Source organism: Sphingobium sp. TomTYG75 (assembly GCF_054771635.1).
Genome location: NZ_BSRE01000001.1, coordinates 426,379 through 447,147, shown reverse-complemented (window position 1 = coordinate 447,147; position 20,769 = coordinate 426,379). Strand labels below are relative to the sequence as shown.

The window sequence follows — 20,769 nt, the reverse complement described above, 5'->3', positions numbered from 1 at the left end:
GGCTCCCCGGCGTTCCATGACCAGGAGGCGCGATGAGAATAAAGTACGACGGTTCCGGGAGTTGGTTCACCTTGTTTGCCCGGCTGGGTTTTGCGGCGCGCGGGCTCGTTTACGTTTTGATTGGTGTATTCGCGATCGACGTCGCATTCGATGGGGGGCAGCCAAGTGACAATCAGGGCGTCCTGGGCACGCTCGCCGATGCGCCGCTGGGTCGCTTGCTCTTGGTCCTTTGCGCTCTTGGCTTTGCTGGCTATGCCTTCTGGCGTCTGACCGAGGCCATTCTCGATCCCGAAATGCGATCGCGCGATTTCAAGGGGAAGTTCGAAAGACTTGGCTATGCCTTGAGCGGCATTGTCCACGCTGGTCTTGCGGTGACGGCAGCACGCCTGGCGTTGCGAAAAGCCCCCGCATCCTTGGGCAGCCCGGGTGACGAAGCCGCTCAAAGCTGGTCCGGCTGGCTGTTGGAGCAGCCCGCAGGTCCGCTGCTGGTGGCCTTCGTGGCACTTTCCCTCCTTGCCGTCGCGGTGGCTCAGGGCGTCAAGGCGTATCAGGCGAATTTCGACGAACTGGACGGCGATGTGCCCGCCCCCCGTCAGGTTCGTTGGATCGGACAAGCAGGTTATGCCGCGCGGGCGCTGGTCTTTGCCATGATCGCATGGTTCCTGATTAACGTACTGCTCAACCGCGATCCACAAGAGGCAGGCGGTCTTGGCGCGGCGCTCCGGGAACTGCGTGAGCAGGATCATGGGCCATCACTCTTGCTGATAGTCGCGACCGGCCTGGCGCTGTTCGGCATCTTCAGCTTCGTGGAGGCGAGATATCGCCGTCTCAAGGTCGTTACGCCGAATTTGTAAGGATTGTCCACGCCTCCCGATCTGCCTCTGGGATCCGACATTGGGTTAAGGGGTTATGGCCTGGATGGAAAATGAGAGAGACGACATGCATCGCACAATTATCTTCGCCTGCGCCGCGAGCCTCAGCCTGGCTTTGGCAGCCTGTGGCGGCAAAGGAGACGACAAGTTGGGCGAACAGGCGCAGGAGGCGATGGAAAACAGGGCGGACAGGATGGACGCCATGGCCGACAATATGAGCGGAACGGCCGAGGACATGATGCAGGCCAAGGCTGACGCCACGCGGGAACAAGGCGAAGCCAAGGAAGAAGCGATCGACGAGTCCGACATCAATGCGGACGCGCTCTCCGCTGACCAGCGCGACAAGATTGTGAACGGAAATTGAGCTGAACTACCGGGCAGCTTCTCGATCGCGTCTGCCAAGCGCTGATCGTCGGCGGTCGAGCAGGAAAACCCGACCGTCCGCAGCTGGGTGCCAGAAATTAGCTGCTGAGCGGCTACAAAGCGGCGTGCTCTGCCGAGATTTGCCGCTCATGCCGCTGCCTTCAGGTCGGAAACATTCGCACGTTGCTCATAGAAGCGTACGGCCTCATAAGGCCGTATGACAATCCCATTACAGACCGCGCCTTCCCTATCGAGAATACAGAAAAATTGGTTAGCCGCCAGGGAACGTCGATTGCTGAATTGGCTGTGCAGCCAGATGCCGCCGTGGGTCACGCCTGATCGGCTGACTTTGCTGGGTATGGTTGGTGCCTTCATGATCTTCGTGGGTTATGTCGCCAGTGGTCTGGCAGCTTCTTGGCTGCTACTCGCCATCGTCGGCTATGTAGTCCAATGGTTCGGGGATTCGATGGATGGCAGCATTGCGCGCTATCGCCATATTGAGCGTCCCTCCTACGGTTACTTCATCGACCATAGCTGCGATGGGTTGGCAACACTGCTGATCCTTGCAGGCATTGGCCTTAGTCCCTTCGTAACCATGAACGTCGCGCTGGTGGCCCTGGCCGGTTATCTGTTGCTGTCGATCCATGCCTATCTTTCCGCCCGTGTTCTGGGGGAGTTCAAGCTGTCCTATCTCGCCGCTGGACCCACAGAATTGCGACTGATGCTGATCGCACTGACGGTGATGATGATGGTGCTCGGGTCAGGTCCCGGTATCTTTGGAGCGCTGTCCGGCTTTGATGTTTTTGTGGGAGCAGCTGGCCTGATCCTGATCCTGCTGTTCATCATTCAGACGATCACCACCGGACGGCGCCTCGCCCGGGCCGAGCGTGGTGGAAGATGATGCGCCATGCAGCATGAGTGTGGTGTCCGATGATTCAAATTTTAATTGATGCCGACGCCTGCCCGGTAAAGGATGAAATCTACAAGGTTGCCCTTCGCCATGCCGTGCCTGTCACGGTCGTGAGCAACAGTCCCTTGCGGATACCCCGTCATCCCCTGATCAGCCGCACAGTGGTCAGCGACGGGTTCGACGCGGCGGACGACTGGATCGCCGAGCGGGTGACGGCCGGAACGGTAGTCATCACGGCTGATATTCTGCTGGCTGACCGCTGCCTGAAAATGGGTGGGGCGGTAATTTCTCCCACCGGCAAGCCCTTTACGAACGCGTCCATCGGCAATGCCATAGCGGTTCGCGCGATCATGGCTGATTTGAGAGCTGGCAGCGATCATGTTGGTGGGCCCGCCGCTTTCAGCAAAGTTGACCGGTCGCGGTTCCTCTCCGCACTGGATGAAACGCTGGTTCGCTTGTTCGCTATACAGCGCCGTGCGGTGGCCCGCCCGCTCTAATGTCCGCGATATCGTAAAGGTTGCGTCGGGCGCTTGTGCCTGCGATAGGCCCCGCCCCACCGGTCGGGCCGGTGTTGCCCTTTCCCCAATTGCATTGGCGATAACATGATTTCGTCTCCTCGTTCGATTGGCATCGACTTTGGAACCACCAATTCGGTTGTCGCGCTAGGCTGCGCGGATGGCGAGGCGATGTTGGTGAATTATCCAGCCTCTGGTAATGCCGGTCCCATCTTTCGCTCCGCGCTTTGTTTTTGGGAGGATAGCGGCGTGCCGGGCGGCATCGCGCGGGAAGCTGGGCCATGGGCCATCTCCGAGTTTCTGGATTTTCCTCAGGGCAGCCGCTTTCTGCAATCCTTCAAATCCGTCGCTGCCAGCAAGGCGTTCGAACACGCAACCATCTTCGAAAAGCGATTGCGCTTCGAGGAACTCGGCCATATTTTTCTGGAGCGGCTGCGGGCACATGCGGCTGATGAACTCAAACTGTTGCCACCGCGGGTCGTCGTTGGCCGCCCGGTCCGTTATGCAGGGCAACGGCCAGACGATATGCTGGCTCGCCAGCGCTACGACCTCATGTTCGCCGCTTTGGAGCGCGAAGTGCATTATGTCTACGAACCGCTGGGCGCTGCCTTCAGCTTCGCCGCGCGGCTGACCAAACCCGCCACCTTGCTGGTCGCCGACTTCGGAGGCGGCACGAGCGACTTTTCCGTGGTGCGGATCGAGGCGCCGGGTGCGGCGAAACGCTGTATACCGCTTGGCTCTGCGGGCATTGGTATAGCGGGTGATCGCTTCGACTATCGTATCATGGACAAGCTGGTGCTGCCCATGCTGGGCAAAGGCGGTACCTATGCATCGATGGGCAAGTCGCTGGAGATCCCTGCGGGCCATTTCGCCGATTTTGGCGACTGGGCTCGCCTTGCGCTGATGCATAATCGCCGCACACTGGCCGAATTGCAGAAGCTGAAGCGGGCCGCTGCCGATCCCGCAGCGATAGGCCGTATGATCGCTGTCGTGGAAAATGAGCTGGGTTACCCACTGTATGACGCGGTCGCCCGATTGAAGCGCACGCTCTCCAGCGAAGAGCATGCGCATTTTCATTTCGATCGTGCTGGCGTGCGTGTAGAGGCAGATGTCAGCCGTGCGGATTTCGCACAGTGGATCGCACCGGACCTCGACCGCATCGGCGCGACAGTAGACGCGGCGCTTGCCGAAGCGGGGATCGGGCCCCAGGCGATAGATCAGGTCTTTCTTACCGGAGGCTCCTCTCTGATCCCTGCCGTCCGGCGCCTTTTTGAAGAGCGTTTCGCGGCCGACCGCATCGCGGGTGGCGATGAACTGACGTCGATCGCTCATGGCTTGGCGCTGATCGGTCAGGAAACAAACATTGCCGAATGGGCCGCGGTCAGCGCGCATTAAAACGTGGCATGGGTGCCTGTATGGCCGATCAGGATCATGGATGCAGCCGTCGCTGATGAAAATCGTCAACTCAGCAGTGGTCCTGGCAAGGCAGAAGGTCCGCTGACTGCTCAGTTTCCTTATCAGACCGTCATTGGCTGAGCCTACAGGATCAAAAAAAGCAGACCGACCGCCCCGAAGGTCGGGAAGTTAGTGGCTGAATGACCGCAAAGGGTCGGTCTCGCGTTGACGCGTTTTGCCTGTGGCCATCGTGGCCACAGAAGAAGTGTCATTGGATTATCAGAATTTGATCCCGCCGCTCGCGAGCGAGTGTCATGAAACGCGGGACGACGTCGATGCGGTCGGAGAGGGGCAGCCGCTATAATGGTGGCGCAAGGGGCCTTCACGCGCCCCTTGTCTCACTTTCGACTGCTCTGGCACAGCATCATAGCGGCTCGCCCCCATCAATGCTCCCGGTGAACCTGTGGCCGCCTGAACTTGTGCACCATGTCGCGAATGGTAAGGCCTGCGTCGATCGAGGTGTAAACACGCATCGGTCGGCCGGTCGGCCTGGCGATGTAGGTGCCATCGGAAGTCAAACGAGGGGTCGGCTGGAGAATGTACCGGCTCGACGATGGATCGGGCTGGATGGGCGGCAACAGCGCTGTGAGCGTCACCAGCGCACTGTCGCCAAGCCCAATAACTTCTGACGAGGGCATGCTGGAAAATGCAGGGATCGCCGCGAGTTTAGAGTCCATTTCGTCCACTTGCAGCTTCAGAAAGCGGCCAAGCGGCCCTGAGGCGGCGAGATCCTGCATTTCCGCCGAACTGAACAGCAGCTGCCGATAGGCGTCGCGAGGGACTTGCCAGATCTCGATATCGGATTCGTTGAAGATCAGCTGCGCTGCAAGGGGATCGATCGAGAAATTGAATTCGGCCTCATCCGGACCCGGAGGCGGGTAGGCGATACCGCTATGTTCGCGTCCGCCGATCCAGACAAGCTTCAGCCGGCGGCCGATGCGTGGCTCTGCAAGCCAAGCGAGGGCGAGTTCGGTCAGCCCCGCGCCCGCGGCGTATACGAGGGGTTCATTCGTGTCCTCGCGCATGGCTTCCCGAACGATCGCGGCGGTGGCGGGACTGGGCTTCCAGGCGTCACGCGAGGCGATCGAGCTTTCCGATCCGGTCAGCAGATGTGGCGTCCTGGGCGCTTTCAGGACAGCGAGTAGCTGTTTTGCTTTTGCCAGGCCGTCCGCTGCAGACGAGGCACCGCCGAACGCCGGGGGCAGGTGGGAGCTGACGATGATCGGGATATTCACGGAGGGGGAAAGAAGATGATGGGCGAGCTGAAACAAGCCATCGGGATCTCCGGCAAAGTCATTGTCGATGATGACCCGCGCCAGCGAAGACCGGCGCGATGGAGCGGCCCGCAGCATAGAGGGAAGCGCCGCCAATAGGGCGGCCGCCGACCCTAGAAATCCCCTACGGTCCACGCGATGAGCAGGGGCTTTCACTGGGTCCACAGCGTCACCGGGCCGATCAGGCCGCTGGGACGTAGGGGCGCGTTCGGTTTATAGGTGGGAGCGGCGGTAAAGGTTATCGGTTTTGCGCCGGGCTGCTTGTCGCCGATCAGGCGGTTGACCCACAGGTTGGCGACTTTCACCTCCAGCTGATTGCTGCCGGATTTGACGAAGCGGCCGATGTCCAGGCGGTAAGGCGCGACCCAGCAGGTGCCCGCGAGTTGGCCGTTGACGCGGACTTCGGCGAGGTCACCTACCTTGCCAAGGTCGAGCCAGAGCGGCTGGCCGCGCTTGGCGCCTTTGGGCAGAGTAAAGCGGCTGGTGTAGGTGGCGATGCCGGAGAAGTAGCGGATGCCTTCTTGCGTCGCTTCGTTGAGCGGTGTGAGTTGTGGCATCGGCAGGGTGGCGGGCGCACCCCGGCCCGGCTGGAAGCTGATCTGCCATGGCTGGTCGAGGGTTGCGATCTGGCGCGGGTTGGGCGCGGTGATCGTCGCGGCGGGGGCGCTGGCGGGCTTGCGGAAGAGGATGAAGAAGGCATCCTCTGCGCCGACGTCCAGCGGAATGACGGTTTCCTGACCTTCGGTGCGGTAGGAGACAGGTGCTGCCGTACCGTCGATGGCGCGCCAGATTTCGGGCTGGCGGCCGGTCACGCGGAAGCGGGCTTCGATCCTTTCCGCGCGGTTCTGGCGATTGTTGACGAAATAGAGTTCACCGTCCGGTAGCGTGCGGTGGACGAAGCGATACGCACTGTCGGGCGCGCCGCCTGTGACGCGGAAGTCAGGGGCGATGCCGATGCGGGCGAGGGCGGCGTCCGGGTCTTGAGCGGGGATGATGCGCGGCTTGGCGGTGGTGGTGCCTTTCCACAGGCGATCGACCAGCGCGGCGAATTCGGCGGGATCATCCTTCATCGCGGGGTCACGCTGGGGCGCTTCGCCGATGACGGGGATGCCCGCGTCGGCGAGCGCTGCGATGCGGCGCAGGGTGGGGAGGGTCATGACGCGGCTCGATCCGCCGAGATAGAGGGCGCGGTAGCGGGCGCCGCCGGGGGCGACCAGCTGGCCATCCTCGACCTTCAGGATGTTGGCGAGGATGTCGGCGTTGACGAAGTCATAGCCATAGCCCTTGGGCAATCCCGCCGGTTCTGCGGTCGCGAACAGGGCGGTGATCGGCGCGTCCTCTCCATGGAACCAGGCGATGTCGGCATGGTCGCGGCCCTGTTGCAGCAGGTAGCTGGTGCGGGCCATGTAATCGACCCAGGGGCGCGCCATTTCCGCCCAGCTTTCATGCCGGTTGAAATATTGGCCGAAGATCATGAGGCTGAGGCCCGGCACCTTGTCATCGACCGGCTGATGGACGGAGGTGTGGACGATCGGCCGGTTGATGCCGGACGCGAATTCCAGGTCGACGATGCGCTTCAGGTCCGAAGGCGCGAAGGCCCAGGGCGACATGGCGGATGTCATGGATTCGGCGGCGACGATATTCTGGCCGTAGATATGGGCGACGGATGCCGCGCCCTTCATGTCGCCGAGCAGGGTTGGACGGGGCTTTGCATCGCGGTTCCAGGTCCAGAGCGCGGCCATCGGCACATCGGCATGGCTGCGCATGGTGAGGTCGTCGCCCAAGACCGGGCGCACATCCTCCAGCGCTTCGCCATAAAGGATGAGGCCATTTTCATGCGCGACCTTCGCGATGGTGCCATAATGGGCGTCGGCGAGAAGATCGGCCAGCGTCTGGCGATAGTCGTGGAGGAAGGCGTCGCTGCGCGCGGGCGAGCCGATGATCGCGCCGGTGAGGACGGGCAGATAGGGCAGGGGATCATAGCCGCGCCGGGCCGTGAATTCCTCGACCATGCGCGGCGTCCAGTTGGACGGGCCAACCTCTATGCTGTCGGTCAGGAGCGCGCGGATGCCCTTTGCCCCCATCCAGCTGGGGCCGACCGCGTCGCGATACATGGAGAGATAGGTTTCCATGTAGCGGCGCACGGCGGCAGGATCATATTTATCGACTTCAAGGCCGGTCGCTTCGGCGGTGGCGGGATGGTTGGTCTTGCCGAGCAGCGAATAGCCGAGGCGGAGGATGCGCCAGTCGCTGCCCGAAGGCGGGGTCCAGTCGAGCGTGCCGTCGCGGCGCAGATGGCTGCTGATGTCGATGACCTTCGACGGGTCTACGGCGCCAGCGGTGGAGGATGATCCGGCGGGGAGGGCGGTGTAGTCGCGCAGGACGGTGAAGCCCGCCTTGGCCTCGAAGCGGTCGAGGCGCGGTTCGGCGGATAGCTGGAGCGCGCCGATGGCCAGCTTTGGCTTGGACGGCGCAGCGAAGAAGTCGATGGTGACGGCTCCCGGCACGCCGTCGCCAAGGCCGGGCGCGCGGGGCGCGTCGTTGCGCCGCAGGACGATGCGGAAGCGGCTGGCGGTGACGGCGGGGAAGGCTATCGTGGTGGCGGCTTCGGAAAGGGGGAAGTCGCCGACCTGGCGCCAGTCGCTGCCTTGCTGCGCCTCCAGCACCGGGCGGTAGGCGGGGTCGCGGAAGGGCGGCTTGGCATTGGGGATGAAGAGGCTGGCGGAGCGGACCGTGACGGGCTTGCCATAGTCGAGGATCAGCGTGCCGGGCTGATCGGGGGTGCCGGTAGTGATTTGGGCGGCGGTGTTGAGGTCGGCATCGTCGAGCGCGGCGGCATCGATCGCGGTGCCGTCGCCTTGACGCATTTGGGGGCGGGGCAAGCTGGTGGGCTTTACCGGATAGGCGAGCAGGCGGACGTCGCGATAGAGGGGGGCGAGCGTTTTCGAGCCGCCCATGCCTTCGAAGGCGGGGGGGAGGGACGCGCTCTGGAAGGGGCCGACCGTGGCGGGTGGTTGGGGCAGTGCGCCGGTCACGCGGCGGCCGCCCCGTACGGTGGTTTCCGCCCAGACGAGCTTTTTCATCGCGTCTTCGGGTTTGACCCAGGGGCCGCCCGTCTCGCTCCAGCCGGGGGAGGAGGCGATGGCGAATTCCAGGCCCTTGGCATCAGCGGTGCGGACGGCGTGGGCGAAGGCGTCTTTCCAGTCCGGCGTCATGTAAACAAGCCGCTTGGGCACGATCTGCGGCGTTTCCAGGCTGGCGTCGAAATTCTGGACGCCGCCAATGCCCATGCGGGCCATCCAGTCGAGATCCTTGTCGATCCCTTCCTTTGTGATGTTGCCGTTCATCCAGTGCCACCAGACGCGCGGCCGGGCGCTTTGCGGTGGGTTATGGAAGCCGTCCGCGAGGTCATCCGCCAACAGCGGACTGGCGAAGGCGGTGCAGGCGAGCAGCAGCGCTAGACGAAGGGCGCGGGTCTTCATGCCGGTATCCTTTGGATCAACGGGCGGTAGCGGGGGCGTCGGCCAGCCAGCCGTGCATCCGCAGCCAGTCGGCGAATTGCGGCAGAACGCCGGTCGAGGTGGTGCCGGGGCGGCCAGCGCCGAAACCGTGGTCGCCGCGTTCATAGGCGTGCAGCTCGACCGGGCGGCGGGCCTGGCGCCAGGCGTCGGCGATGGCGAAGCCCTGCTTCTTGAACAGCCCGTCGTCCATGGCGATGGCGGCGAACATCGGTGGGGCGTCGGCAGGGACCGTGACGGCGGTCATGGGGCCGTAGATATAGCCGATGAAGGCGGGGCGGGCGTCGCCCTGGCCCTCCAGCGCGGCGCTGAGCGCGGTCATGGCTCCGGCGGAAAAGCCGATCATACCGACGCGGGCGGGATCGACGCGGAACTCCTTGGCGCGGCTGCGGATCATCGCGAGGGCGGTCAGCGCGTCCTGCGTCGCGCGGGGTTCCTTGATTTGGTCCACCGCGCCGGGCTTGGTTGCCTGCGCCATGCGCTGGCCCATGAATGTGCCGTAGGCCTTCGCGTCGCGGGGGGATTCGTTTAGGCGGTATTTGAGGACGAACGCGGCGATGCCTTGGGCAGCGAGCCAGCGGGCGATTTCCTCGCCTTCGCTGACCATGGAAAGTTGAAGGAAAGCGCCGCCGGGCGCGACCACGACGCCTGCGCCAGTGGCCTTTGCAGGGTTGGGGAGATAGGGCGTTATCGTCGGGCGCGTGACATTGCGGACAATGTCATTTTCCATGTGCAGCTGACCATAACGGACGCTGTAATGCTCCCATTGTTCGTTGTCGGCATCCTTGGCGGAGGGATAGAGCGGGATTTCGGCGAGCTTTGGCTTGGCGATCGGCGTGAGCTGCATTTGCGCGGCTGCGGGGGCGGCGACCGCCAAGGTGAGCGTGGTCAGGACGAGGGTGGTCAGGGCCGGGCGCTTCATCGAACGGGTCTCCTCTCTATCTGTTCTGTGCATCAAATCGCATTGGAGCGTGCGATTGCACCATATACGGTCGCGCTGGGCTTGGGAACGCGGACAAAGGTGGTGGGATCGAAGCTGTGGAGGCCGAATTTCGGACGGTAGCCGAAGATCCATTCGAAATTGTCGATGAGCGACCAATGGCTGTAGCCGATGACGGGCACGCCCGACGCGATGGTCTTTTGCAGCTCCGCGAGGGCGGCGGGGATGAAGCGGGCGCGGATGCTGTCGTCATCGGTGCCCACGCCATGTTCGGTGACGAAGATGGGGACGCCGGTCGCTTCATGGGCGTAGCGGACGGCCCCGGCGAGGGAGGGGGCATAGACTTCCGCACCGGAATAGTTGAGTTGCGCGCCCTTGGGCGGGGGAAGCTTGCCCTTGTCGCTCCACATATTGCGTTCGTAATTCTGGACGCCGAGGAAGTCGTCGGCCCGCGCGGTTTCCAGCCATGCGCCGTAGAGCTCCCGCCGCTTGGCATCGCGGAGGCTGTTGCGGCCAATGGCTTGGTCATCGAACATGGAGAGGGAGAGGCCGACGGGTAGGTCGCCGCGCACGGCCTTGATCGCAGCCTTTGCAACCTTGTGTGCGGGGACGAGGTTTGCCTGCATGGCGTCGAGATCGTCCATGTTGGCGGCGTTGAGCGCGGTGAATTTGGGCGTGCCCATGCGGCGGGCTGCTTCGGCGAGCATCGCCTTTTGCGCCTCCATGACCTGAGGCGGCAGGACCACGGCGCGCAGGACGAGGAGGATGTTCGGTTCGTTGAAGGTGATGGCGTGGCTGATGCCGCCTGCCAGATGCCGGGCGGAGCGGTCGCAGAAGCGGCCGAAGAGCTGGATGCCTTCGCTGTTGGTCCAGCCGGCCATGGCGCTGAACCAGCGCGGCGCGGTGAAATGGTTGAAGGTGACGACCGGGTTCAGGCCGCGTTCCCGTGCCCCTTCGATCATGCGCTTGTAATGATCGAGCATGGCGATGGAGAAGAGGCCGGGTTCGGGCTCTATCCGCGCCCATTCGAGGGAGAAGCGATAGCTGTTGAGGCCCATGCCCTTGGCGAGGTCCATGTCTTGGGGCCACAGGGCGAAGCTGTTGGCGGCGTCGCCCGAGGGCGTGGAATAGATGGTGGGCTTGATATTTTCGAGCAACCACTGGTCGCTGGCGACATTATTGCCCTCCACCTGATGCCCGGCGGTGGAGGCGCCCCAGAGGAAGCCCTGCGGGAAACGGCGGCCGCTCAGCCGGTTTGCGGCTGCGAGCGCGGGACTGGCGGCGAGAGCCGCGCCGGTGGCGATTAGGGTCCGGCGGTCGATCATGTCTCTCTCCCTTTTTCGGGTTAGTTTGTTGTGTCTTTGATGAAGGCGCAAATTTCGTCGGCGAGGCGGCGGTCGCTGGTGCCGAGGTGCATGGGCAGGCTGTAATGATTGTGGCCGCTGACGATCATCGCTCGCGGCATGGCGCCGTGGCGGTTGAGCCGGTCCTGCATCAGCCCGAGAAATTCCTGTTGGAAGCGGGCGGGGTCATGCTGGGCGCAGGCGATGAAGAGCGGGAGGGTGGTCGAGGCCACGGCTTCGAGCGGCATGCGGTCGGGGTAGAGTGCTGGGTCGCCATAATAGAGCGTGTCCCGATCATCGAGCGGGGTATAGCCGTAGAGGCCCGAGAGCAGGATGGCGGCGCGGATATCGGCCGTGCCGTGGCGCTTGATATAGCCTGCGACATGGACGGCGCCTGCCGAGGTACCCATGAGGACGATGCGATTGGGGTCGCCGCCATGCTGGGCTGCGTTGGCTTTCGTCCAGGCGATGACTGAGGCGACGTCTTCGGGACCGGCGGGCCATTGGTGGTCGGGGGCGAGGCGGTAGTTGGGGACGATGCCTATGAAACCCGCCTGCGCTGCCATGCGGCCGACATTGGCGTTGGGCCAATTCTGCTCTCCGCCCTTGTCGCCCTTCAGGAAGCCGCCGCCGTGGAGGAAGATGAGGATGGGCGCGGAAGAGGAGGATTGCGGGCGGTAGAGGTCGAGGCGGTGGCGCTCGTGGGGGCCATAGGGGATGTCCGTCGCGGTGGCGGGGATGCGAGCGGCGAGGGTGCTCTGTTCCGCATCGAATAACGCGGTGCAGCGGGCTAGAATGTCAGGGCCGAGGGCTTGGCCCATGGCGGCGATATCGTGCCTCATCCGTTTCGTCCTTAGCTGGCAACAGAGGCGGGCGATCTCATTTGGACCGCCCGCCAGCTTTTGATCAGAAACGCGCTTCGAACGACACGCCGAAGGTGCGCTCGGCTTCACGAGTGCGCCAGTTCACGTAGCCGCCGTCCGAGAAGGGGAGGCCAAGGATTGCCGAGTTGAAATCGACGTCGAACAGGTTGCGCACGAAACCGCCCACGCGCCATGCGCCGTCCGCATCGCCTATGCCAAGGTTGAGGTTCACCACTTCATAGGCGGGCTGAATTGTATTCTTGTCACCCACCGCATTTTGCGTCTTGGACCGGAAGGACAGGTTGCCGGATGCGTCGAAGGTCAAGCGGTCGGTGACCGGATATTCCCAGTTCGCGCCCAGCACGACACTATATTTGGGTGAGCCGGGCAGGACTTCCCCGCTGGCGTCAAACAACTGACCCGGCGTTGCCGAGGCGTTGCAGACCGTCGCTGCGGTGCCCGAAACGACGAACACGGTCGGGCAGGCCGTCACATAATCGGTGAACTTCGCGTCCGAATAGGTGAGGGACGCGTTGACCGAGAAGGTCTTGGAAGGACGGGCGACCAGCTCGACTTCGAACCCCTTCACCTCCGCGCCGCCGGCATTTTCGGTAAGGAATTCCTGACCATCGAAGACCGACGTCTGAAGATCCTTATATTTGTCCCAGAAGGCGTTGAGGTTGACGGTCAGCGTGCGGTCGAGGAACTGCATCTTCGCGCCCGCCGTGATGTCGTCCACCGTCTGGGGCGCGACTGTGCTGCGGGTTCCGGTGAGGCCGGAGAAGGTCACCGTCGGCCCCAGATAACCACGTGCGTAGGTGGCGTAGAAGAGGAGGTCGCGGTTGGGCTTATATTCCAGGCCCGCGCGGCCCGAAATGTCGGTCTTCTTTGCCCGGCCGGTCTGCGGCGCGCGCACGTCGTAAGGCACGGTGCCCGATGGCGTGAAATTGTTCGCGGGAGATGGCGGATCGAACGGCGCCAGTTCCGGATCGGCATAGGAGTAGTTCAGCGCCTTCACCTTGTCCCGCGTGAGGCGCGCACCGCCGATCAGGCTGAGCGTGTCAGTGATATGATATTTGCCGTCGAAGAACAACGCGGCGCTGTCCGATGTGGTGCGCGTGACGTTATAGCCTGCGGTGATCGAGACGGTCGGGAAGGTCGAATAGGGCAGCGCCGGACGCAAGATCGCGCTCTGGCCGCCGCCAAGGCCGGTCTTTTGCCGGGAGAAGAACAGGCCCGCAATATATTCGAGCGGTTGGCCCTGCGGTGAAGTCAGGCGCAGTTCCTGCGAAAAGAAGCGCTTGGTTTCGCCCTTCGACTTGGCGAAGAACTTCTCATAAGGCAGGCCATCGATCGCATAGGTGAAGGGCGCTTCATTGAATTCGCGCCAAGCCGATACAGAGGTCAGGGTATGATCGCCCAGTTCAAGATCGACCTGAAGCGAGGCGCCGTAATTTTCGACGTCGTAGAAGCCCGCGCCATCTTCGATGGACTCTTCATTGTGCAGGCCGGGCGTGACGCCCAGCGCCGCGAGATTGACGAAGGGCACGCCAGCGATGCCGCCCGGAGCGGTCTGAGCGGCTGAGAGCTTGTTGAGGGTCCAGGTCTGGCCGGGTCCCTTCTGCTTCTGGCGCGAATAGTCGCCGATCAGGGTGACCGAGAGACCATCGGTGGGCTCGACCAGCAGCTTGGCGCGTGTGCCATAATAATGCTGGCCGCCCCATGTTTCATCGCGGACGACATTTTTGATGAAGCCGTCATAGGCGCGGTCGAAGGCGTAGATGTTGACCGCGGCTTTGCTGCCGATCGGAATGTTGACCGCGCCATGAATGTCGCGCTCGTCGAACGAGCCATAGGAGGCGAAAACATTGCCGCTGAATTCGCCGAGTTCGGGCTTTTTGGTCGTGATGTTGATGACGCCCGAAGAGGCGTTCTTGCCAAACTGGGTGCCCTGCGGTCCCTTCAGCACTTCGATCCGTTCCAGATCGCCAAGGCTGTTGACCGGGCTACCGAAGCCGATGACGACATTATCGACCACCAGGCCGACCGGCGCTTCGGACGCGCTGGTGAAGCCGCCGAGCGTGCCGACGCCGCGAACGCGGAAGCCAGCGTCGTTGGGGGTGGTGCCGAACTGCACGCCCGAAAAGGTGTAGGCGATGTTGGTGAGGTCCTTGAAGCCGGTCGCGGCAAGCTGGTCACCGCTAAGAGCCGACACGGCGAGTGGGACGTCCTGCAGGCGTTCGGCGCGCCGGGTGGCGGTGACGATGATGTCCGTCGAGGCGACGGGCTCGGCCGCTTGCGGCGCGGTTGTTTCCTGCGCCCATGCAGGCGTCGCGATGGCGAGCAGGCTGGCGCTGCCCAAGGCTATGTGCATGGTGAACTTTCTCATGACGTTGATCTTCTCCCCTTGTTGATTACTGTTCGTCGATGATGCGGTTGGTGAGCGTGCCGATGACGCCGATGCTGATTTCGACCTTGTCGCCGGCCTTCATGTAGAGCGGCGGGGTGCGTTTATCGCCGACGCCGCCGGGGGTGCCGGTGGCGATGACGTCGCCGGGGGCAAGGGGCGTGAAGGCGGAGATATATTCGATGACGGTGGCGATATCCCAGATCATGTCGCTGATCGGCTGATCCTGGAGAAGTTCGCCGTTGAGGCGGGTCTGGACGCGCTGGGCGGCAAGGTCGCCCGCCTCGTCCGGCGTCACCAGCGCGGGGCCGAAGCCGCCGGTGCCGGGGAAGGTCTTGCCGGGCGTGAACTGGATATTGTGGCGCTGCCAGTCACGGGCTGAGCCGTCGTTGAAGCAGGCATAACCGGCGATGTAGCCCGTCGCGTCGGCGCGGGCGACTTTGTGCGCGGGCTTGCCGATGATGACGGCCAGTTCGCCTTCATAGTCGAAGCGGGTCGTGACGGACGGCTTCACCATGGGCTGGCCGTCGGCGACTAGGCTGTCGGCATAGCGGACGAAGATTGCGGGGTGCTCCTTCTGCTCGCGGCCGGTTTCCTTGACATGTTCGGCATAGTTAAGGCCGACGCAAAGGATCTTGGCCGGGTCGGGGATGACCGGGAGCAGGACGATGTCGTTGCGGTTGTAGCTGGCGCCCTCGGTTAGCGAGGCGAGGTTGCCCGCGGCGAGTGCGGCTTTCAGGCTGGGGGCGCCGGTCAGTTCGACGATGGCGTCGCCGTCCAGGCGGCCGAAGCTGGGGGTGCCGTCGGGGCGGCGGAAACTCACGTAGCGCATCAGACTTGTTCCTCGTTCAGGGGCTGCGGAGCCCAGTCGCGGCGGTGGCGGAATTTCTCCTCGGCGGCGCGGAGGCCGGTGAGATCCTTGTCGGACATGCCCCACTGATCGATGCGGCCTTCGGGCCAGGTCCAGTCTTCGGGGGCTCCGGCTTTGTAGTCGTCGGGGACCTTCTCGACGGCGGTGGAAAATTCGATGACGGGACCAAAGGGGGCGATGAAATAGGCGAAGACATTCGCGCCAGGGCCGTGGCGGCCGGGACCCCAGGCGGGGACCATGCCATGGTCACGCAGGCGGCCGATACCGCGCATCACCGCGTCCATGTCGGCCATCTCGAACGCGATATGGTTGAGCGACGAGAATCCCGCGCGGGCGAAGGCTGTGCTGTGGTGGGACTCGTTGCAGCGGACGAAGACCATGCCCTTCGTCCGGTCGGAGACGCGGAAGCGTAGTGCTTCCTCGATCAAGTGGCCGGTGGCTTCGGCGTCGGTGGCGTTGAACACCACATGAGTGAGCTTGACGGGGAGATCCTTGCCTTCGATCGGCGCTACTTCCCTCGTATCGGTGAGGAAGCGGAGCAGCTCGCCCTCGGCCAGTTCGACGATGATGCCGTGGCCATTGCCGGGATCGTTCGAAGTGACAGGGCTGGCGGGGAGGTTCGCCTTCGTGACGCTGGCCTTCAGTTCTTCGAGCCGTTCGGGCGAGCAGGTGAAGGTGGTGGAGCGGACATGGGGTTCCGCCGACTCTTCAAGCGCGACGAGATAGGGGAAGCTGCCCGATCCGCGCAGATAATGGGTGCCGCCTCGCACTTCGGCGGGGGCCATGCCCCAGATGTCGGTGAGGAAGGCGGCGGCCTCTGCGGCGTGGGGCAGCGCCAGTTCGATGCTGCGCAGTTTCATTTTGCGTCTCCGTGAGTGAGGCCAGCGGCGGCGATGCCAGCGATGGCGCAGGCTTCGTCCATGTCGCCGGTGTCGCCGCTGGTCCCGACGGCGCCGATCATCCGCCCTTCCAAGTCACGGATGATGACGCCGCCGGGTGACAAAGCGAGTTGGCCGCCAGTGACGGCCACCACGCTCTGAAAGAAGGTGGGGTTGGAAGCGGCGCGGGTCGCAATGATTCGTGTGTCCGCCCCCAACCCCAATGCGCCCGAGGCTTTTGCCCTGGCTATGTCGAAACGGAACAGGCTCGCGCCATCCTCTCGCGCGAAGGCGATGGGGTGCGCGCCTGCGTCGAGGATGATGATGGCGAGCGGCTGCGCCTGCTGCGCGCGGGCGTGGGCGAGCGCGGCGTCGAGGATAGTGCGGGCTTGGGCGAGGGTGAGGGTCATGGCCGGAGCTTTGCTTCGAGTAGGGTGATAAGGTCGGCGGGTGTGCCGGTGCCAAAGACATAATGGTCTGGGCGAACGAGGACGGCTTGCGCCTTGTGAACGGTGAGCCAGTCGGCGATGGCGCCATTGGCAGGGACGAGGGCGATTTCGGCGGGGGCGTCGATGCGCGCGGTGGTGAAGAGGCGCCAGCCGCTGCCGGTAATGTCGTCGAGAAGCTGGCCGTCCACGCTCGGCTGGATGAAGCGTTCGCCTGCGCCGGGGGTGCCGGTGGCGACGACGCCTTGTGCGATGGCGGGGATGAGGTCGGCGGCGGTGCCGTGCTTCGCGCCCGTGGCGGCTTCGCGCATCTGGGCGTCGCGGGTGGCGGCTTGGGCGGGGTCAAGCATGCAGATGTAACGGCCTGCGGCTACGGCGGCGGAGATGACGGCGCGGACATGGGGGTCGCGCTCGGTCTGGTAGCTGTCGAGCAGGGTTTCAGGGGCGCGATCCGCCAGCACCAATTCGAGCTTCCAGGCGACGTTCGCTATGTCGCGCAGGCCGTGGCACATGCCTTGGCCGAAAAAGGGCGGTGTCTGGTGCGCGGCGTCCCCGGCGAGGAAGACGCGGCCCTGACGCCATTGCTCCGCGATCAGCCCGTGGAAGCGGTAGGTGGCGGCGCGGACGATCTTGTGCGGCACGCCGGTGAGGTAGGGGGCGACGAGGGCGGCGACATTGCCCGGCTGCATCATGACGGCGTCATCCTCGCCGGGGAGGAGCATGAACTCCCAGCGGCGGTGATTGCCACGGCCCGGCACAATGGTCGCGGGGCGTTTGGGGTCGCACATCATGACAGAGAGCTTTTGCAGGTCGGCGGCTTCCGGTACGCCCCACAGGTCGGGGAAGCGGACCGGGCCGTCGACTTCGGCATCGACGACGAGCCAGGGTTCCTCGAAATCCAGATCATCAAGGGCTATGCCGAGCGCCTTGCGAACGGCGCTGCGTGAACCGTCGCAGGCGATGACATAGCGGGCCCTTTCGGTGCGGTTGCCGGACAGGTGGAGGCTGACGGCTTGAGCGTCCTGCTCCAGCCCTTCGAACGCCGTCCCGAGCAGGAGGGTGACATTGGGATAGGCGGCGAGGGCTTCGCGCAGATGCTCTTCCAGTTCGGGCTGGTAGAAGAAATAGTCGTTGGACCAGCTGAAGGGGCGGGGGCGGCCGACCGTGCCCATGTAGCGGATGACGCCATGATCCGCGCCGACATGAAGATGGCCCTCCGTTTCGCGCATATCGCCCGCTACGCGATCAATGACGCCTGCGGACTGGAACAGGCGCATCATCTCATGGTCGAGATGGACGGCGCGGGGCAGGGGATAGGGGTGCGCCTCCTGCTCCACGACAAGGACGGACAGGCCGGCCTTGCCAAGGAGATTGGCTGCGAAAGCTCCTACCGGGCCACAACCGATGATCGCTACGTCGAACATCTTACGGGGTCAGTTCTTTCAGGCGGAAACGGGCTGGACGGACTTGTGGAGACGGCCACCCTGCATGATCATCAGCAGACGGGCGGGGTCCTGAAGGATGGCGACATCCTGCGTGGGATCACCTTCGACCAGAAGAAGGTCGGCGAGATAGCCTTGCTTGATGAGGCCGGTCTGCTCGCCCATCAGCTGGCCGCCGAGCATGGTTGCTGCGCTCAGGACCTCGGCGGGCGTGAAGCCGAAATAATCGACGAAATGCTGGAGGTCGCGGGCGTTGCGGCCATGGGGATTGAAGGGGAAACCATAGTCGCCGCCGATCAGGATGCGCACGCCGCGTCGCTTGAGTTCGGGGACGAGGCTTGCTTCCAGTTGCATGCGCTGGGTGGCGCTGGCCTTCATCGCGCTCATGTCGATATGGGGTGGGGGCGTTGCTTCCAGCGCTGCGACTGAGACGCCGGGGCCGGGGGCGTAGAAAATCTCGTCCTTGTGCGCGGCGAGCGCATCGATCGCGGCTTCGTCGGCGAAGGAGCAATGGTAGAGGATGCGCGCGCCTGCTTCGAGCGCGAGGTCGATGGCGCGCGGGGTGTAGGCGTGGGTGGCGATCCAGAGGCCGTTCGCCTTGGCCGCTTCGCCAGCCGCCTGCATTTCCTCGTCAGTGTAGAGGATGTCCTGCGCCGAGCCGGGCTTCAGCGCATCTTCGCCGGAAATGACGAGCTTTACCGATTTGACGCCCGTGTGGCGGCAATGGTCCATGAAGGCGCGCATCGCTTCAGGGCCACGGCCGTTGAAGACGTCGCCCGTCTCCACGCCTTCTTCGCCTTCGGGGCTGCGTTCCAGCGTAGAGGGGATCAAGCGGGGACCGGGAGTCTCGCCTGCTGCGATGGCGCGGGCGAGTTCGGGCTCTATGCCTTCGCCCAGCGCGCCTGCGGAATAGACGCTGGTGAAGCCATGATCGAGGAGGACACGGGAGTTGCGCCACGCGGCGGTCTTGAGCTCTTCGGGCGGCAGGATGAACTGGTGGTAGATATGTTCGACCGAGCTGCCCCAGGTTAGGTGGCAATGCGCATCGATCAGGCCGGGCATGAGCGTGTTGCCATGGCCATCGATGCGGATGTCGGCGGCGATGGACTGCAGGTCAGCGTCGGCGGGGAAGATGGCGGCGATGCGATCCTGATCGATCAGGACGGCGCCCGGTGCGCTGGCAGCGCCGCTGCCATCGAAAATGCGCACGTTGTGGATCAGCTGCCGCATCTTGTCCTCTCCCGGCATATTTTGTTTGCCGGGGCTTACATGCGCCTTATTCGTCCGTAGGAAAAATAATCATTTTTACTAATAACATAGTCAGAGCCTATGGATGAAATAGTCGAGCAGGCGTTGTCCCAGACCGGACAGGCGGGCGCCCTTCAACTTGCGGATGCCAATGCTGCGGGGGAAAGCAGCCTCACGAATGGCGATGGCGCGGAGTACGCCGATGGACAGTTCCGCAGCGGCGACCTGCATGGGCAGGATGGTGACACGGCTGCTGCTGCGCACGATAGCCTTCGTCGTCAGCAGGGAGTCGCAGCGGATGCTGCTGTTGGGCACCGGCGCGTCGGCGGCGAGGAACAGGGCATCGACCTGCCTGCGGAATGCGCCGCGTGCTTCGGGCAACACCCAGCGCAGATCGGCTAGGTCCTTCAACGACACTTCGCTCGGCAGATGTTCGTTGGCCCGCCCGACGATCAGGGAAAAGGGATCCTGGGAAAAGGTGAGTTCGTCCAGATCGTCTGGCGGCGTATCCATGCCGGTGGTGACGAAGGCGAGTTCGATGTCGCCCTGGCGGAGGAGCGTGGCGAGGTCGGGATCGGGCCGTTCGATGACATGAAGCGCGAAGCTGCCAACATCCTCCTCAAGAAAGCGGACGGCCCCGGGCAGAAGGCTGACCAACGCGCCCGGCGTGCCGCCGACGCGCAGCGGCCCGGCGATACCCTGCCGCGAGAGGCGTAACTCTTCCTCGGCGTCCTTGAGCAACCCCTCCATCGCCTGCGCGCGGCGAAGAAGCACGCGGCCTTCCGCCGTCAGCGCTATGCCTGCGCGCGATCGTTCCAGCAGGGTGGCGCCGATCGATTGTTCCAGCTGGGCGATGGTGATCGATACGGATGGTTGTGAAATGTTGAGCAGCCGGGCGCCTCCGCTGATCGAATTGGCCCGGCATACGGCCAGGAAGGTGCGAAGGGCGCGAGGATCAATCATGCTTAGCGTCTAGCCCTCCAATACAGCAACAACTTGGATTAACTCGGCCTCCGAAAAGAGTACGGATCACGGATCGAGCGTATTCGATCTATCTAGATGAAGTGAAGGCAAATATTGGACGGCAGATATCACGCGGTACCTAAAAATCATACACCAGAGGCATCTGCGAACGCCTGGTGGCGTTTGGCGGGCTATTTGCTACCTACAATTTCGATGAAGCGCCGATCGAGCCCCCCGGACCGGTGTGATCGATTACCGACGACTGCGAGATCCACCCTTTGGACACGACTCCACTTGTGGTCGACGCTCGTCATTAAAATAAATCATTTCTTTCAATCCACTAGTCCATCAAAGCCAACGCTTCGGTACGTATCAAACCATCATACGGCTTCTCGGGCAGCACCCCAGTCTCTCTCTCTCTCTCTCGCAATATTCCCATCAGATCTTGGTGGGACGACCCG

The 20,769-nt window shown here is 63.6% G+C and carries 18 protein-coding genes; 6 read left to right on the top strand and 12 right to left on the bottom strand.

Features of this window, described 5'->3' with window-relative positions; all coding sequences use genetic code 11:
• The first annotated feature begins 32 nt into the window (after positions 1-32).
• The 6 genes from ACYU81_RS02150 (at position 33) to ACYU81_RS02125 (ending at position 4,196) form a co-directional block, all read left to right on the top strand.
• Positions 33-854, top strand: a complete 822-nt coding sequence (locus ACYU81_RS02150; RefSeq protein WP_460986139.1) for a DUF1206 domain-containing protein — start codon at positions 33-35, stop codon at positions 852-854.
• Positions 855-939: 85 nt separating this feature from the next.
• On the top strand, positions 940-1,236 hold the full coding sequence (locus ACYU81_RS02145; RefSeq protein WP_460986138.1) for a hypothetical protein: 297 nt from the start codon (positions 940-942) through the stop codon (positions 1,234-1,236).
• A gap of 216 nt (positions 1,237-1,452) precedes the next feature.
• Entirely contained in the window at positions 1,453-2,136 is a 684-nt protein-coding gene (locus ACYU81_RS02140) for a CDP-alcohol phosphatidyltransferase family protein (protein ID WP_460986137.1), read from the top strand.
• Positions 2,137-2,165: 29 nt separating this feature from the next.
• Complete coding sequence (locus ACYU81_RS02135; protein ID WP_449473402.1) at positions 2,166-2,642, top strand: YaiI/YqxD family protein; 477 nt, start codon at positions 2,166-2,168, stop codon at positions 2,640-2,642.
• A gap of 105 nt (positions 2,643-2,747) precedes the next feature.
• On the top strand, positions 2,748-4,055 hold the full coding sequence (locus tag ACYU81_RS02130; protein WP_460986136.1) for an Hsp70 family protein: 1,308 nt from the start codon (positions 2,748-2,750) through the stop codon (positions 4,053-4,055).
• Between the two features lie 3 nt (positions 4,056-4,058).
• On the top strand, positions 4,059-4,196 hold the full coding sequence (locus ACYU81_RS02125; protein WP_460986135.1) for a hypothetical protein: 138 nt from the start codon (positions 4,059-4,061) through the stop codon (positions 4,194-4,196).
• 302 nt (positions 4,197-4,498) lie between these two features.
• Here the strand turns inward: ACYU81_RS02125 and ACYU81_RS02120 are convergent, their stop codons facing one another.
• From ACYU81_RS02120 to ACYU81_RS02065, 12 genes are all read right to left on the bottom strand, one after another.
• Positions 4,499-5,467: a nucleoside hydrolase gene (locus ACYU81_RS02120; RefSeq protein ID WP_460986134.1), complete on the bottom strand. Its 969-nt coding sequence runs from the start codon at positions 5,465-5,467 to the stop codon at positions 4,499-4,501.
• Between the two features lie 74 nt (positions 5,468-5,541).
• Entirely contained in the window at positions 5,542-8,871 is a 3,330-nt protein-coding gene (locus tag ACYU81_RS02115) for a glycosyl hydrolase (RefSeq protein WP_460986133.1), read from the bottom strand.
• A 16-nt stretch (positions 8,872-8,887) separates the two neighbouring features.
• Complete coding sequence (locus ACYU81_RS02110; protein WP_460986132.1) at positions 8,888-9,829, bottom strand: alpha/beta hydrolase; 942 nt, start codon at positions 9,827-9,829, stop codon at positions 8,888-8,890.
• A gap of 32 nt (positions 9,830-9,861) precedes the next feature.
• Positions 9,862-11,172 (bottom strand): family 1 glycosylhydrolase, encoded by a 1,311-nt coding sequence (locus ACYU81_RS02105; protein ID WP_460986130.1) that lies wholly within the window; start codon positions 11,170-11,172, stop codon positions 9,862-9,864.
• A gap of 20 nt (positions 11,173-11,192) precedes the next feature.
• Complete coding sequence (locus ACYU81_RS02100; protein WP_460986129.1) at positions 11,193-12,032, bottom strand: alpha/beta hydrolase; 840 nt, start codon at positions 12,030-12,032, stop codon at positions 11,193-11,195.
• Between the two features lie 64 nt (positions 12,033-12,096).
• Complete coding sequence (locus tag ACYU81_RS02095) at positions 12,097-14,442, bottom strand: TonB-dependent receptor (RefSeq protein WP_460986128.1); 2,346 nt, start codon at positions 14,440-14,442, stop codon at positions 12,097-12,099.
• Between the two features lie 25 nt (positions 14,443-14,467).
• Positions 14,468-15,292, bottom strand: coding sequence for a fumarylacetoacetate hydrolase family protein (locus ACYU81_RS02090; protein WP_460986127.1), 825 nt, complete (start codon positions 15,290-15,292; stop codon positions 14,468-14,470).
• Positions 15,292-16,191 (bottom strand): VOC family protein, encoded by a 900-nt coding sequence (locus ACYU81_RS02085; protein WP_460986126.1) that lies wholly within the window; start codon positions 16,189-16,191, stop codon positions 15,292-15,294. Before ACYU81_RS02085 ends, ACYU81_RS02090 begins: the two co-directional genes overlap by 1 nt.
• The gene (locus ACYU81_RS02080; RefSeq protein WP_460986125.1) at positions 16,188-16,619 is read right to left on the bottom strand and encodes a GlcG/HbpS family heme-binding protein; all 432 of its coding nucleotides are present in this window, start codon (positions 16,617-16,619) and stop codon (positions 16,188-16,190) included. The genes ACYU81_RS02085 and ACYU81_RS02080 overlap by 4 nt, the downstream gene beginning before the upstream one ends.
• On the bottom strand, positions 16,616-18,079 hold the full coding sequence (locus ACYU81_RS02075) for a bifunctional 3-(3-hydroxy-phenyl)propionate/3-hydroxycinnamic acid hydroxylase (RefSeq protein ID WP_460986124.1): 1,464 nt from the start codon (positions 18,077-18,079) through the stop codon (positions 16,616-16,618). The genes ACYU81_RS02080 and ACYU81_RS02075 overlap by 4 nt, the downstream gene beginning before the upstream one ends.
• Positions 18,080-18,097: 18 nt before the next feature.
• On the bottom strand, positions 18,098-19,327 hold the full coding sequence (locus tag ACYU81_RS02070) for an amidohydrolase family protein (RefSeq protein ID WP_460986123.1): 1,230 nt from the start codon (positions 19,325-19,327) through the stop codon (positions 18,098-18,100).
• A 90-nt stretch (positions 19,328-19,417) separates the two neighbouring features.
• Positions 19,418-20,308, bottom strand: a complete 891-nt coding sequence (locus ACYU81_RS02065) for a LysR family transcriptional regulator (RefSeq protein ID WP_460986122.1) — start codon at positions 20,306-20,308, stop codon at positions 19,418-19,420.
• Positions 20,309-20,769 lie beyond the last annotated feature (461 nt).

Coding starts and splice junctions, on each gene's coding strand:
- ACYU81_RS02105 (WP_460986130.1), bottom strand. CDS start 11,172: ATGATCGACCGCCGGACCCTAATCGCCACCGGCGCGGCTCTCGCCGCC.
- ACYU81_RS02065 (WP_460986122.1), bottom strand. CDS start 20,308: ATGATTGATCCTCGCGCCCTTCGCACCTTCCTGGCCGTATGCCGGGCC.
- ACYU81_RS02095 (WP_460986128.1), bottom strand. CDS start 14,442: ATGAGAAAGTTCACCATGCACATAGCCTTGGGCAGCGCCAGCCTGCTC.
- ACYU81_RS02145 (WP_460986138.1), top strand. CDS start 940: ATGCATCGCACAATTATCTTCGCCTGCGCCGCGAGCCTCAGCCTGGCT.
- ACYU81_RS02090 (WP_460986127.1), bottom strand. CDS start 15,292: ATGCGCTACGTGAGTTTCCGCCGCCCCGACGGCACCCCCAGCTTCGGC.
- ACYU81_RS02110 (WP_460986132.1), bottom strand. CDS start 9,829: ATGAAGCGCCCGGCCCTGACCACCCTCGTCCTGACCACGCTCACCTTG.
- ACYU81_RS02120 (WP_460986134.1), bottom strand. CDS start 5,467: ATGCTGCGGGCCGCTCCATCGCGCCGGTCTTCGCTGGCGCGGGTCATC.
- ACYU81_RS02100 (WP_460986129.1), bottom strand. CDS start 12,032: ATGAGGCACGATATCGCCGCCATGGGCCAAGCCCTCGGCCCTGACATT.
- ACYU81_RS02130 (WP_460986136.1), top strand. CDS start 2,748: ATGATTTCGTCTCCTCGTTCGATTGGCATCGACTTTGGAACCACCAAT.
- ACYU81_RS02150 (WP_460986139.1), top strand. CDS start 33: ATGAGAATAAAGTACGACGGTTCCGGGAGTTGGTTCACCTTGTTTGCC.
- ACYU81_RS02115 (WP_460986133.1), bottom strand. CDS start 8,871: ATGAAGACCCGCGCCCTTCGTCTAGCGCTGCTGCTCGCCTGCACCGCC.
- ACYU81_RS02075 (WP_460986124.1), bottom strand. CDS start 18,079: ATGTTCGACGTAGCGATCATCGGTTGTGGCCCGGTAGGAGCTTTCGCA.
- ACYU81_RS02080 (WP_460986125.1), bottom strand. CDS start 16,619: ATGACCCTCACCCTCGCCCAAGCCCGCACTATCCTCGACGCCGCGCTC.
- ACYU81_RS02085 (WP_460986126.1), bottom strand. CDS start 16,191: ATGAAACTGCGCAGCATCGAACTGGCGCTGCCCCACGCCGCAGAGGCC.
- ACYU81_RS02140 (WP_460986137.1), top strand. CDS start 1,453: ATGACAATCCCATTACAGACCGCGCCTTCCCTATCGAGAATACAGAAA.
- ACYU81_RS02070 (WP_460986123.1), bottom strand. CDS start 19,327: ATGCGGCAGCTGATCCACAACGTGCGCATTTTCGATGGCAGCGGCGCT.
- ACYU81_RS02135 (WP_449473402.1), top strand. CDS start 2,166: ATGATTCAAATTTTAATTGATGCCGACGCCTGCCCGGTAAAGGATGAA.